This is a genomic window from Exiguobacterium sp. S3, from assembly GCF_018617295.1.
Lineage (GTDB): Bacteria > Bacillota > Bacilli > Exiguobacteriales > Exiguobacteriaceae > Exiguobacterium > Exiguobacterium profundum.
This window is the reverse complement of record NZ_JACSJW010000002.1, coordinates 21047-33393: the sequence shown is the minus strand read 5'-3', so window position 1 is coordinate 33393 and position 12347 is coordinate 21047. Positions and strand designations below refer to the sequence as shown.

The 12347-nt window shown below is 46.7% G+C and carries 16 protein-coding genes; 8 read left to right on the top strand and 8 right to left on the bottom strand.

Translation table 11 applies throughout. The annotated features are described in order from the left end of the window. Window positions 1–24: 24 nt before the first annotated feature. A complete protein-coding gene (locus KNO65_RS05185; protein WP_047795606.1) occupies window positions 25–276 on the top strand; it encodes a GlsB/YeaQ/YmgE family stress response membrane protein in 252 nt (83 codons plus the stop codon). A gap of 45 nt (window positions 277–321) precedes the next feature. Here KNO65_RS05185 and KNO65_RS05180 read toward each other — a convergent pair whose 3' ends face one another. After that, on the bottom strand, window positions 322–1371 hold the full coding sequence (locus KNO65_RS05180; RefSeq protein ID WP_214782189.1) for a hypothetical protein: 1050 nt from the start codon (window positions 1369–1371) through the stop codon (window positions 322–324). A 129-nt stretch (window positions 1372–1500) separates the two neighbouring features. On the opposite strand from KNO65_RS05180, the gene KNO65_RS05175 reads away from it, so the two are divergent. Next, a complete protein-coding gene (locus KNO65_RS05175) occupies window positions 1501–1929 on the top strand; it encodes an HIT family protein (protein WP_015880936.1) in 429 nt (142 codons plus the stop codon). A 32-nt stretch (window positions 1930–1961) separates the two neighbouring features. On the opposite strand, the gene KNO65_RS05170 is transcribed toward KNO65_RS05175, so the two are convergent. Continuing rightward, complete coding sequence (locus KNO65_RS05170; RefSeq protein ID WP_074037675.1) at window positions 1962–2297, bottom strand: hypothetical protein; 336 nt, start codon at window positions 2295–2297, stop codon at window positions 1962–1964. A gap of 168 nt (window positions 2298–2465) precedes the next feature. Here KNO65_RS05170 and KNO65_RS05165 point away from each other — a divergent pair, with 168 nt between their 5' ends. Further along, the gene (locus KNO65_RS05165; protein WP_031421186.1) at window positions 2466–2822 is read left to right on the top strand and encodes a hypothetical protein; all 357 of its coding nucleotides are present in this window, start codon (window positions 2466–2468) and stop codon (window positions 2820–2822) included. 61 nt (window positions 2823–2883) lie between these two features. After that, on the top strand, window positions 2884–3447 hold the full coding sequence (locus tag KNO65_RS05160; RefSeq protein ID WP_015880933.1) for an HTH-type transcriptional regulator Hpr: 564 nt from the start codon (window positions 2884–2886) through the stop codon (window positions 3445–3447). Here KNO65_RS05160 and KNO65_RS05155 read toward each other — a convergent pair. Next, on the bottom strand, window positions 3431–3769 hold the full coding sequence (locus KNO65_RS05155) for a DUF1878 family protein (protein WP_235189241.1): 339 nt from the start codon (window positions 3767–3769) through the stop codon (window positions 3431–3433). The two genes, KNO65_RS05160 and KNO65_RS05155, sit on opposite strands and share 17 nt — an antisense overlap. Before the next feature lie 153 nt (window positions 3770–3922). Here KNO65_RS05155 and KNO65_RS05150 point away from each other — a divergent pair, with 153 nt between their 5' ends. After that, entirely contained in the window at window positions 3923–4924 is a 1002-nt protein-coding gene (locus tag KNO65_RS05150; protein ID WP_214782186.1) for a peptidylprolyl isomerase, read from the top strand. 51 nt (window positions 4925–4975) lie between these two features. On the opposite strand, the gene KNO65_RS05145 is transcribed toward KNO65_RS05150, so the two are convergent. Continuing rightward, complete coding sequence (locus KNO65_RS05145; RefSeq protein WP_074037677.1) at window positions 4976–5935, bottom strand: HD domain-containing protein; 960 nt, start codon at window positions 5933–5935, stop codon at window positions 4976–4978. Window positions 5936–6016: 81 nt separating this feature from the next. Here KNO65_RS05145 and KNO65_RS05140 point away from each other — a divergent pair, with 81 nt between their 5' ends. The 3 genes from KNO65_RS05140 to KNO65_RS05130 are packed head-to-tail and all read left to right on the top strand — an operon-like array spanning window position 6017 to window position 8326. Beyond that, window positions 6017–6940 carry a magnesium transporter CorA family protein gene (locus KNO65_RS05140; RefSeq protein ID WP_159563610.1) on the top strand — a complete coding sequence of 308 codons (924 nt, stop codon included), beginning with the start codon at window positions 6017–6019 and terminating at the stop codon, window positions 6938–6940. Between the two features lie 36 nt (window positions 6941–6976). Further along, window positions 6977–8068 carry a DNA polymerase IV gene (dinB, locus tag KNO65_RS05135; RefSeq protein WP_214782183.1) on the top strand — a complete coding sequence of 364 codons (1092 nt, stop codon included), beginning with the start codon at window positions 6977–6979 and terminating at the stop codon, window positions 8066–8068. A gap of 39 nt (window positions 8069–8107) precedes the next feature. After that, window positions 8108–8326: a YhzD family protein gene (locus tag KNO65_RS05130; protein WP_015880927.1), complete on the top strand. Its 219-nt coding sequence runs from the start codon at window positions 8108–8110 to the stop codon at window positions 8324–8326. A gap of 39 nt (window positions 8327–8365) precedes the next feature. Here KNO65_RS05130 and KNO65_RS05125 read toward each other — a convergent pair whose 3' ends face one another. The 4 genes from KNO65_RS05125 to KNO65_RS05110 all read right to left on the bottom strand — a co-directional run bounded on the left by KNO65_RS05125 (window position 8366) and on the right by KNO65_RS05110 (window position 12321). Continuing rightward, window positions 8366–8857: a hypothetical protein gene (locus KNO65_RS05125; protein WP_214782170.1), complete on the bottom strand. Its 492-nt coding sequence runs from the start codon at window positions 8855–8857 to the stop codon at window positions 8366–8368. Between the two features lie 62 nt (window positions 8858–8919). Further along, the gene (locus tag KNO65_RS05120; RefSeq protein ID WP_214782167.1) at window positions 8920–10695 is read right to left on the bottom strand and encodes an SLC13 family permease; all 1776 of its coding nucleotides are present in this window, start codon (window positions 10693–10695) and stop codon (window positions 8920–8922) included. A gap of 128 nt (window positions 10696–10823) precedes the next feature. Continuing rightward, window positions 10824–11195 carry a YlbF family regulator gene (locus KNO65_RS05115; RefSeq protein ID WP_015880924.1) on the bottom strand — a complete coding sequence of 124 codons (372 nt, stop codon included), beginning with the start codon at window positions 11193–11195 and terminating at the stop codon, window positions 10824–10826. Between the two features lie 34 nt (window positions 11196–11229). Continuing rightward, entirely contained in the window at window positions 11230–12321 is a 1092-nt protein-coding gene (locus KNO65_RS05110; protein WP_214783336.1) for a DUF445 domain-containing protein, read from the bottom strand. Window positions 12322–12347 lie beyond the last annotated feature (26 nt).

Genomic DNA, 12347 nt, shown 5'->3' with positions numbered 1-12347 from the left:
AAAAAGAGGAAGGAGAAATGAATGATGGGGTTTATTCTTTATTTGATTATCGGAGGTATCATCGGTTGGTTAGCAGGATTAATTTTAGGTAAGGACGTACCAGGTGGAATCATTGGTAACATCATCGCGGGGATTATCGGTGCATGGTTGGGTGGACTTATCTTTGGTAACTTCGGACCAATCGTTGCGGATATCGCGATTATCCCGGCTCTTATCGGTGCGATTATCCTAATCTTGATTGTATCGTTCGTTATGAAATCAATGCGTAAAAAATAAGATTATGTATCGGAGGGGCTTCCATTGTGGAATGTCCCTCTTTTTTCATTGGATCAGTAAATACATTGCCTCGTTCTTTTCGATAAACTGTTTCTCGGTCTCAAGACCAAAGAACGTAAAGAATGATTCGAAGAACGATTGACCGTAACCCCACTCTGTTCCGAGTGGGTGTTCCGACTTCGCTTTCGGTTCACCGAGGAGGGCAATCAAATCATCTGGTCGTTTATCGAGGTCGACCCGAATCGATTCCACTTCCTCATCTTTAAACGTGACAGCCAATCGCTCATAGTCCCATTTCCCTTCACGCTTTCCAGCCGGTTCACCAAGCGTTTCTTGAACTTGCTGACTAGACTGCCCAATTAATGAATCGACCGTTTCGAGTGAGTGACCCGTTTGAGCCTCCACTTCAATTTCAATCAACTCAGCCCGCTTCAAATCAAATTGTCCGGCAATGGCTTCGTTCGATTCAGGCATAAGGGCATACTCAATGGATTTAGAAGATATCAATTGAATCGTTTCGGTTTCCGTGACCGTCTCTCCATTTGTCACCGCCACCGCTTTGACATCATATTGTCCCGGCATCTGTTCAAACGATAACGTATCATCGGCTTCATCAATCCGTCCTACCTGTTGTCCATCAATCCAAATATTCGTCAATGGGACATCCGAGGTCACATCAATCCGTTGTGGGAGTAGTTCAATTCGATAGTCAGAAAAGCCATACCGTCCTTCCCCCGTGTCGATCAAACGAAATAATCCGTCCGCCTCCATACCCGACGTTCGGTTGGCTCGGTCTTTCGCAACTTCTGCGATGGCCTCTCCTCGAATGGACTTTTCATCGTTCAACCACCCCATGAATCGCAGAGCCTCCGCTCGCGTTAAAGGTTCACCAAGATATTCGACTTTTTCTTCAAAAAAGGTACGGTCTTCTTCTAATAAGGCCTCTTTGAATGCGACGTGAATTTTATCTTGTTCTGCCGCCGGCTTGTATGCATATAAATAGAAAACAATGGCTCCAACTAAAATCGTGAAACTAGATATGAACAGAAAGACTTTCGGACTCCGTTCTTTTTTTCTACTTCTCGTATATGGCATTTGCTCACCTCCTTTGCGCTCACTTATCTTCTATTATAGAGGGAATCCATCTCGCTTCCTATCGTTCTTGCGCCCGAACTTCCGTGTTATGATGGAACAGAAACGACATTTAAGAATGGAGGAATGAAGATGCACACAGATCCGACCTGTATCTTTTGTAAAATTGCAAAACAAGAAATCCCATCCTATCGGGTATATGAAGACGAAGCGGTCGTCGCTTTCCTCGACCTCTCTCAAGTGACGAAAGGACACACGCTCGTCATCCCAAAACATCATGCGAAAAACGTATATGAATTGCCAGAAGACGTGGCAGCAGATGTCTTCAAACGCGTCCCAACCATCGCCAAAGCGATTCAACGTGAAACGGGTGCCATCGGAATGAACGTCTTATCGAATGCCGAAGAAGTTGCCGGACAAACGGTGTATCACTTCCATATCCATTTGATTCCGCGCTTTGGACACGAGGATGGATTCGGCGCGAAGTGGATCACGCAAAATGACGCCTTCACGTCAGAAGAACTCACTACCCTTGCATCGAACATTCATGCCCACGTATAAACAGACAGAGACCCGTCATCGACGGGTCTCTTTTATGATTGATTAATTGAGTCACGATGGCGTTTTCGTTCCTCTTCTAGTTGCGCCCGCTCGACCTGAAGCTTGATTGCCACTTCGTATAGCTGTTGACGCGTCTTGACAGATGTCGCTTGTTCAAATTCTTTTCGTAATTTCGTTAGACGGGCATCTATTTCAAGCATCCGCTTTTCTCGCATCGATTCTTCACGTGCCTGTTCCGTTTGCTTCGACGCCTCGTATCCCGCCTCTAGTGTATTCATAATGGATTCGGCCCAAGTGTCATCTCCCAGTCGTTTCGCAGCGAGATACAGGTCAAGCATGTCATCTACCCAACGCTTCGCTTTCTCCACTGAGGATCACCTTCCTTTACCTGTATTTTAAAATAAAATGATTTTTCGGTCAAAAATGAATGTTCTGAAAAATTTTATTTGCGATATAGGTTTTTAATCACTCTTTTTTGGTAAAATAATATGAAAAGAATGTAATTCTGATTATCCGAGCTTGAGGAGGGGAATGAATTGTCGAGTCGCCAACGTCGAGATTGGATTGTTTTCGGCTTTGTTTTAGCATTTTTAGGAGTCGCCACGGTAAAGAAACTGGCGCGAGGAACTGCAAATGATGCCGCTGCTCAACAACATCGAGCATCTACAATCACTACGCTAAAAGAACAATTTGGGAATGTGGCGAAACATGCATCGCAGGTTGCCGCCGCAGGAAAACTGCAAGGAAAAGAATTGACTGACCAAGTGAAAGCCGAAGTCGAACGCTATCAACAAGACATTCAGCCTTCAGTCGAGCGCATCCAAGGGAACCTTCAGGAACTCTCGAACGTACAGTCTGCTATGACTGACAAAACCGTCAATCAAACACAGTGAGTGTTTGAGGTCATCGTCCGTCGATTACATTTGACTTTTTATCCGGAAAGGATGGATCGAGATGGAACACGAAAAAGAATTCACTGGCCCTGAGGCCATGCTCTATAGCCACAAAATCATTCAATTGAGTAAGGCTTTGTGGAAAACCGTCGAAAAAGACTGGCAAAACTGGATCAAACCGTTCGACTTAAATATCAATGAACATCACATCTTATGGATTGCTCACGCTTTAGGCGGTGCATCGATTTCAGAAATCGCAAAATATGGCGTCATGCACGTCTCGACTGCTTTCAACTTTTCGAAGAAGTTAGAAGATCGTGGATTACTTACGTTTTCTAAAAAAGAGACGGACAAACGAAACACGTACGTTCAATTGACACCTGAAGGCGAGTCATTACTACTCGAAACGATTCATGCATTCGACCCAGAAGGGAACGGCGTATTCCGCGCTTCCCTCCCGCTTCAAGAACTATATGGAAAGTTCCCCGACTTAACAGATATGACGGCTATCGTACGTCGCTTATACGGGGATAACTTTATGGATATCTTTGCGGAAACGTCAAAAATGATCACAGAAGAAGCAGGCAGACGCCCTGATGAGGATGAACTCAGTCAAGAAGCCTGACCTGCCGATAAAGTGGTTCTGTGACGTCTAACTCGATTCCTTGTCGGACACATGCCTCAAGAATCGTTTTGACGTCAAGTCTCACATCTAACATACCTGCAAAATGGACGAGCAATGGTTCTATGGACGTATATCCGTAGCGCAATTGCTCGTTTTGCTGTGCCCGAATCTCCTCAAGCAATTGATAAAATGACTCGACTTCTTGTTTCGTCAAATTCGCTCGAATCACCTCATATTCGAACGGACGGTCTGTCCAATCGACAATCTCGAGTAAGATCTTCATCTGATAGGCTAAATGCTCGACCTTCTCCTCTAGTGACACTTCCCTCACCCCATCATTTCACATTCTATTTCATCATTATACGACAGGATTGTGTGCTATGATACTGTACAGACAAGAGAACAGCTGTCATGATTAGGAAAATGTGATATAGTCGGACTTAGAAACTTTAAAGAATTATTAGGGGTGGAATACATGTCAAACGGAATGACGAACGAACCAAAAAAGCAAGATAAAAAATTCTCAACTGGCGCACTCGTCGGTGCATCTGCAATCGCACTCATCATCGGTGCTGGCGGTACGTATGCGGCAACGAACGCAGGCGGCGGAGAGTCAGATAATTCAGCAGTCGTCACATACAAAGGCGGCGAAATCACACGCGGTGAAATCACGGATATGAGCTACGACCGCATGGTGCCACAACTCGCATTCCAAGAGACGATGAATGCACTTCTTGAAAAAGAATACGGTGACCAAGTCGACCAAGAAAAAGTAGATGAAGAGTTCAGCAAGACAAAAGAACAGTTCAACTCAGAAGAAGAGTTCGAACAAGCGATTCAACAAGCCGGTATGAGCGGTACGGAAGAGTTTAAAGAAGCGCTTCGCGGACAGATGCTCGTTGACGCTGCGAAATCGAAACTTGTCGATGTGACCGATGAAGAAATCGAAGCACAATTTGCAAAAGAGAACGTGGAAGTGGAAGCTAGCCACATCCTCGTTGAAACTGAAGAAGAGGCACAAGACATCATCAAAGAGTTGAATGACGGTGCAGACTTCGCTGAACTTGCGAAAGAAAAATCAACGGATACTGGTTCAGGAGAACAAGGTGGAGAACTCGGTTTCTTCTCTGCTGGTAAGATGGTACCTGAATTCGAAGAGTACGCATTCAAAGAAGATGTCGTTGGTAAAATCTCTGAACCGGTTCAATCTCAGTTCGGTTTCCATGTCATCAAAGTGACAGACCGTAAAGAGAAAGACTTGAAACTCGAAGACGAGAAAGATCGTATTCGTGAAGAATTGGCAGCTGAAAAATCAGCTTCTGTCGATGCGAACAAAATTTACGCTGAGTTGATTGAAAAATACAACGTTGACGTAAAAGATGCAAAAGCAGAACAACAATTTGACGCTGTTAAAGAAGCGATTAAAAACGCAGACGAATCTTCAGAAGAACCTGCAGCAGAATCAACTGAACAGTAATCACAAAGGGGCACTCCAGCAATGGAGTACCCCTTTTTCGTTGATCATCTATTATAGATTCGGGCGATAGAAGGCACGGTTATCGAGTGCCATGACACGCTCCGTGAATGTCCCCGGCTCGACCCCTTCATACGCTTTCTCAAACATGTTCATGCGCGCATCAATATTATCAATGAAGAATAACATCTCCGCTTCAGGCAACTGTGGCGCATTCGCAGATCCCCATTCCGGCTTCCCGTGATGGCTTAAGACGAGATGTTGCAACAAGGTCGTCACTTCGCGGTCCGTTCCAAGTTCCCGTGACACAACTTCAAGTTCCGATGCCATAAGTGACAAATGACCGAGTAATTTTCCTTCGAGTGTGTATTCTGGCGTAATCGCATCAGACAATTCGATGACTTTCGCCAAATCATGCAAAATCACACCCGCAATCAAAAGATCACGATTCAAGGATGGATACAGTTCACACATCGTATCCGCGAGCTTCAACATCGACATCACATGAAATGCCAGTCCCGAATAGACCGCGTGATGATGTCGAACGGCAGCCGGATACGTAAAGTATGCCTCTTCATGACGATTGACGACTTCCTCGACAAGACGGCGAATCTCATCGTGTTGAAGTGACGTGATGAATCCACGAATCGTCGTCTCGAGCTCTGACTTCGGAATCGGAGCCGATCGGACGTACGGTGCGATGTCTATTTCCTGCTCGATGATTGAAATTTGTTTTAGTTTCAACTGGGTGCGCCCCCGATAGTCCATCACTTCCCCGGCCGCATGGACGATTTTTTTCGTCGCATACTTCTCGGTATCAGCACTATCCCATAATTTCGTTTCGATTTCACCACTCTCGTCGCAAAGGATTAATGTTAAATAAGGTTTCCCGTTCCCGGCAAGTCCCTTATACGATTGTTTGATCATGACATATTGGTCTAGCGTGTCGCCCACTTTGAGCTGACCGATTTTTGTCGTCAATGAAAGCACCTCTCTCTTGTTCAGTACCTTCATCTTAACGAAAGTTTGAGACAGATGCCAACATTCCTGACAATTTGGGAATACTATCAATATAGTGAATTGGAGGAATGGATGATGGAATGGGATTGGTATACACGACCGGAAGATTATATTCATGTTGATCAGCTATATGCTCAAGCCTATACGTATTGGCTTGAACAATTGACGACCTCAAATGTGACGAAGATTGTCGTCGAGAATGGATATATGTATGGTTCACTCACACTCGACTATGAACAGTTAGAACGGGAACCACAAAAAATTGGACATTACTTCATTGGACCTGATTTTTTATGGACAATCGGCTTTGATGATTTGCACCATGAGTCCGTTTTCGCCAAACAATGCGATTCTCCAATCGAGGCGTTTTATGAGTTGCTTGCCGAACGGATGAACAACTACTTTCACGGTATCGATGAGTTTGAAGAACGTTTGATGGCAGCTCAACGTGAAATGACGGGACAAGTTCCCGCTACGTTCATGAATGAGATTTTTGGTCTTCGCAGTGAGATTGAACGGTGGTCGGATACGGTCACTCCATATAAGGAGCTTGTCATGGCGGGACGAGAAGCTTTTTTAACGATCGATTTGCAGCAGTTGAAGTCGTATCAGCTTGCCGATTATCGAGTCAGTCGATTGCTGACACTCATCAATCATTATCAAGAAGACGTGATTGCGATGACAGACCTCGCCTCCACCCTGTCAAACTTCCGAGGGAACGAAATCATGAAGGCGCTAACCGTCTTCACGGCGCTGACGACTCCCGTCGTTGCATTCGGTGCGGTTTGGGGAATGAACTTTAAAAACATGCCTGAACTGGAATGGCCGCTTGGATATGGATTCGCCTGGCTCATGATTCTTCTCTTCACGCTCATCATCCAAGTGTGGCTGAAACGGAAGAATTGGATCGGGTCATTGCTACAGTTTCCGAATCAGACGACTTCAACGAAACATCGGTCAAAACAAAAATCTCAAAAAACGAACAAAAGTTCGGTATAATGAAAGAAAAGTGATTCACACAAGAAAGGTGATGTTATGGAAGGACTCATCATTCATGTGGACATGGACGCATTTTATGCCTCTGTCGAACAGCGTGACCGTCCTAACTTACGAGGAAAGCCCGTCATCGTCGGAGGTCCTCCCCACAGCCGCGGGGTCGTCGCGACATGTTCCTATGAGGCGAGGAAATACGGCGTACACAGTGCGATGTCATCACGTCGCGCTTTTGCCTTGTGTCCCCATGCGACGTTTGTCAAACCACGGTTTCAGGCCTATCGACAAGTCAGCGCACAAGTGATGGAGATTTTTAAGTCGGTCACACCGCTCGTCGAACCACTCTCGCTCGATGAGGCTTACCTCGATGTGACGGAGAATTCGTTATTGAGTACATCCGGACCCTTTATCGCCCGGTATATATTAGGCGAGATTAAGCGTCGCACCGGCCTCACCGCATCTGCCGGAGTCGCACCGTCAAAGTTTGTCGCGAAAATCGCTTCAGGATTTGAGAAACCAAATGGACTCACGGTCGTTCCGCTCGATGAAGTGGCAACCTTTCTGGCTCCCCTCTCCATCGAAGCCATGCATGGAGTCGGAAAAGTGACCGCCCAAACGCTTTATAAAAGTGGTTATCATACGATCGGTGACCTTCAACAAACTCGTCCTGAGCAACTGAAAGCCATCTTTGGACATGATCGTGGGCAACAACTATATGAACTGGCACACGGACGTGATACGCGTCCTGTCGTGGCCACGCGAGAGCGTAAGTCGATTGGGTCAGAAACGACGTTTGCATTTGATATCGATGACCCGGAAGAAGTGTTCGAACGGGTCATCCCAGAGATGGAGGACGTATTGCGTCAGCTCGATCGCCGCGACTTGAGCTGTCAAACGGTCACCATCAAAATAAAGACGAGCGAGTTTCAGGCTCGGAGTCATCAAATTAAATTAAACCACCCGACGCATGACCATGATGAGATTAGACGACTTGCCAGACGTCTTTTCGACGAGATGAACGTCATCGAGCCCGTCCGCTTGATCGGACTGACCGTATCCGATTTGATTCCCCGAACTGAATCGACACGACAGCTGACATTCGACGAACTGACAAAACCTTCTCTTGAAGAATGAATGACCATTCATTAAAATGAAGAAAAGGGGGTCGTGTGAATGGAAACATACACGGTGACAGGATTTGAAAATGATGGCACGCTCGTATTGAATGAAATGTTCGAAGCGAGCGACGATCAGTCGGCCAAACAAAAAGGACTCGACATGCTTCGTGCTGCTGGACATGAGCATAAAGGGGCGCGTATCGTACGACGGGGGCAACTCATCTACTTCGAGCGTTGCAAATTACCGGGGAAACTGAAAGGGACGGCATCTTAACAAAAGTAGACCAGGACAATGATTGTCTTGGTCTACTTTTCATTCACCATATTTTTTATTCCACGCATCCTGCCATTCTTGAAGATCGGGGTGAATATCCTCAAGCGATTCTCCGCTCAAACTATATCCGTTCCCTGAACCTGATCCGTCTGTCACGGGGAATGATGTCCCGCCGATGACCTTTCCATCCACAATCATTACCGAGACAGCAGTCTGTCCTGCGGGAGATTGCTCACCAATCGGGTGATCTTTCACCGTAAAGTTTTCGTAGTAGATGGACTTACCGACGTATTCATCCGGTGATACCGGTTGTAGTCCCCAAACGTTCCGTTCACGATCCTCTGCCAGTTCCTCTAAGGTCAAGGTACTCGTATGCTCGCCTTCATAAGAGACAATCGGGTACTGTTGTTCCTCGAGATACGCTTCGGCCACCTGCCCGTTCTCCGTCATCTCCGGTTCTGATTCAGTTTCCATCTCTTTCCCACACGCAACAAGAAACAGGCAGAAGAATACAATCATCCATTTTTTCATCATCGTCCCCCCTTTCATCTGCTGATTCCTCTATTTTCGATACTTGTCCCAAAAAATCCTATTCAAAATGGGAAGAGGAAGAGAATCATCAGAATTCCTATAATTCCCGTGATGAGTTGCAACGGCACACCGACTTTGATAAAATCCATGAACCGATAGTTGCCGATACTAAAGACCATCGCATTTGTCGGAGATCCGAACGGGGTCATAAAAGCGAGTGATGCCGAGATGGCGACCGCAACGACGAATGGAACCGGACTGACAGTCATCGATTCGGCGAGTGCAATCGCAAGGGGGACGAACAAAATAGCGGTCGCTGTATTCGAGATGATTTGACTAAGAATCATGGTGGAGACGAATAAGATGACGAGTACCCAAGTGGGACCAAAGTCGGCAAACGTCCTTTCAATCCATGCAACGACCCATCCCATGATTCCCGCCTTTTCAAGCGCCGTTCCTACCGGGATCATGGCCGCAATCAAGACGAGCGAGGACCATTGAATGGATTGATAGGCGACGTCCATCTGTCGGACAGCTCCACTCAACACCATCGCTAGCGCAGCCATCCATACGGCAACGGTCGGGTCGACCCATTCGAACATGAACAGGAGCAACAACGTGAGCATGATGATGCCTGCTGCGAGCTGATGACGCCCGGATACGACTCGATTGGCCACCTCGGTCACCCGTTCATTTGATAACAGGTCATGTGTCTCTCGTTCCATCCGCTCTAAATCATCCCATGTCCCTTGTACCATCAACATGTCCCCTTGTTTCAGTGGGGTGTCTTTCAATCGCACGTGTGCAATCTCTTCTTGTGGTCGGATGACTTTTAAGACATTGACATGAAACTGATTACGTAACTGACTCTCACTGATCCGCTTCCCGATTAGTCGACTCCCCCCTGGGACCGTGAACAGGAGAACCCCTCCGGTTTGATCATCTACACGGGTGGCCTCAATCGGTTCAAATGGAATCTGTTCTTTTTCGGAAAAGTTCCGAACGTGCCGTTCCTCGCCGCTGACAAGTAATTCCCCCGGACGTAGTACGGTGTCCGCATGAGCCGTCTCATGATGGTGTCGTCCATGAACTCGTTCCTTCAAGACTATAACCCCTTCATGAGACCATGGAAGGTCACGTAACTGTTTCCCAATTAACGGATGACTCTTTGCAATCGACATCACATAGACGTTTGGACGCAATGGCTCACTCACCTCCGTTTTCGACCACTGTTTCGCCCCACCTTGATCGAGTAAGCGGTTCCCGATTAGCCGGAAATAAATCAGTCCGATCACCATCACGACCAGACCAATTGGAAACAATGAAAAGAATCCGAGCGGTTCATCTACGAGGCCACGGAGCGCTTCTGCCGCAACAAGATTGGGAGGAGTCCCAATCAGTGTCATCGTTCCACCGATGCTAGAAAAAAAGGCGAGTGGCATGAGATAAGAATCCGTAGACTGTTGGATTTTTCGTGCCATTACCATCACAACGGGAATGAGCAAGGCGACGGTACCCGTATTGGACATGACACTCGACAAGAGCGTCACCGTCAACATAAACAGATAGAATAAACGCGTCGCATTCCCTCCCGCGTATGGAACAAGCAAAGAAGCCAACCGTTCCGCCAGACCAGAATGAAACAATCCCGCTCCGACCACGAACAGTCCAGCAATCATCAAGACGACCGGATTGGAGAAACCAGCCATCGCCTCACCTGGGGTCAATTGTTGTGTGAGCACGAGGCAAACGAGTCCAATCAATGCCACTAAGTCCGCCCGTAACCATCCTGCTATGAAAAAGAAAATCATCCCTAAAAGGATTATCACCGTGATCATGCTGATTCACCCTTTCGCTATTGTCACAATTTCATTATAACCCACTTTATGTAAGCGCTTACTTAAAGCGTGTGACAATCTCATCAACAAAAAAACGGATGGCTCTAAAGCCATCCGCACATCATTTGTTATTGAACTTCGTTTTCGTTCACCATCGGGGCATAAAGCTCCTCAAGTGGTTTCATGATGATTTTCGTCACTTCTGTGACGAGTTGGTGCATGCGTTGCTCTTCTTGCATGAGCTCCATGATCAATTCGTTCTGTTGAACGTTCATCATTTTCGTTTGCGCATCCATCATTTCCTGCTCAGAGATTTCCTCTCCTTGCATCTGCTTTTGTTGAAGCGTCATTTGGATGTTACGGAAGTCAGCGAACAACTGGTTCGCTTCCGCATCCGCATTGACACGATCGTATAAAGAAGAGAGTGTTGTGAACTCTTCAGAATCGCGAAGTGCTTTCTCCAATTGGTAAGCTTGGTCGTACAAGTTTGTTTGTGACATGTAACGTCCTCCTAAATGCTATTAGGGTTAGCCATCACAAGATGGCAATCAACCCTTGAATCAACCCAATCATACCACCTAACAGCGCACCAAGCCATGTTATTGCCCGGAACTCTCGTTTCGAGATCGATAAGACGATCTCTTCGAGGTACGACGTGTCGAGTGATTGGACCTGCTCTTGCACAATCTTATCAATCTTCAATCGGTCCATGATCGTCTCCATTTGGTTCGTGAAGCGCTCAATGACAAGCGTGACACCTTGTGGAACGAGTTCGTCGACAATGCGGGATTCGACGGACTGTGTATACGACGATATCGGACGATCCAATAATTGTCCGATTGGCAAACGAGATACGACTTGGTCTGTGATGCCATCGATGAGTCGTGCTTCGAGTCGATCATCGATCAGTGTATCGACCGTCTTCTCACTGAATCGCTCAAATTCACGCGTAATCATCGTCGTCATTCCGTCACGGGTCGATTGACCACGTAAGATGTTGACGATTTCTGGTCGAACCATCTCGACAAAGTTCATGTTTTGAATGAACCCTGCGATAAATCCGAGACGACGCTGGACGAACGAGTCAACCATGTGACGAAGTTGCGCCTCACCTTCAGGAGAATAGAAATATTCCTCTGATTTGACGAGAAGCGCCTCCACGATTTCAGGAATGACCACTCGTACACGGTCCATCCCTTCTTCTCCAAGTAACTCAAACAGCTTTCGTTCTTTCACTTCAGCCATGACGTTCGATAGCTCGTCACGTAATTTGTCATCTGCTAGCGTGAGGAATCGTGCCTCTGCGTTCGGATAGAGGGGTTCCAATAGCTCGCGAACCGTCTTATCCGAGCGTAACATCGTCTGAACCTCTTGTTGCGCAAAGTGCGTAATATGCGTCGTCACTTGGTCATCTAGCAATCGCTTCCGCATACCCTCTGGTGTCAATAAGTGTTTGACGACCGTCTTCCCTAGACTAGATGCCAGTTCATCTCGACGTTTCGGAATGAGTCCTGGTGTAAAAGGAATCCGGAATGAACCGATGTATTTCGGTTCATGTGGTCGGAACAACATCTTGATGGCGAGAAAGTTGGTCACGCCCCCGATGGTCGCCCCAATCAATATCATGAGTAAAATCTTTAATAACCCGTCCA

Bases quoted from the DNA above. Each gene is read 5' to 3' on its own strand.
- KNO65_RS05185 (WP_047795606.1), top strand. From the start codon at position 25: ATGGGGTTTATTCTTTATTTGATTATCGGAGGTATCATCGGTTGGTTA.
- KNO65_RS05180 (WP_214782189.1), bottom strand. From the start codon at position 1,371: ATGCCATATACGAGAAGTAGAAAAAAAGAACGGAGTCCGAAAGTCTTT.
- KNO65_RS05175 (WP_015880936.1), top strand. From the start codon at position 1,501: ATGCACACAGATCCGACCTGTATCTTTTGTAAAATTGCAAAACAAGAA.
- KNO65_RS05160 (WP_015880933.1), top strand. From the start codon at position 2,884: ATGGAACACGAAAAAGAATTCACTGGCCCTGAGGCCATGCTCTATAGC.
- KNO65_RS05150 (WP_214782186.1), top strand. From the start codon at position 3,923: ATGTCAAACGGAATGACGAACGAACCAAAAAAGCAAGATAAAAAATTC.
- KNO65_RS05145 (WP_074037677.1), bottom strand. From the start codon at position 5,935: ATGAAGGTACTGAACAAGAGAGAGGTGCTTTCATTGACGACAAAAATC.
- KNO65_RS05140 (WP_159563610.1), top strand. From the start codon at position 6,017: ATGGAATGGGATTGGTATACACGACCGGAAGATTATATTCATGTTGAT.
- dinB (WP_214782183.1), top strand. From the start codon at position 6,977: ATGGAAGGACTCATCATTCATGTGGACATGGACGCATTTTATGCCTCT.
- KNO65_RS05130 (WP_015880927.1), top strand. From the start codon at position 8,108: ATGGAAACATACACGGTGACAGGATTTGAAAATGATGGCACGCTCGTA.
- KNO65_RS05125 (WP_214782170.1), bottom strand. From the start codon at position 8,857: ATGAAAAAATGGATGATTGTATTCTTCTGCCTGTTTCTTGTTGCGTGT.
- KNO65_RS05120 (WP_214782167.1), bottom strand. From the start codon at position 10,695: ATGATCACGGTGATAATCCTTTTAGGGATGATTTTCTTTTTCATAGCA.
- KNO65_RS05115 (WP_015880924.1), bottom strand. From the start codon at position 11,195: ATGTCACAAACAAACTTGTACGACCAAGCTTACCAATTGGAGAAAGCA.
- KNO65_RS05110 (WP_214783336.1), bottom strand. From the start codon at position 12,321: ATGATATTGATTGGGGCGACCATCGGGGGCGTGACCAACTTTCTCGCC.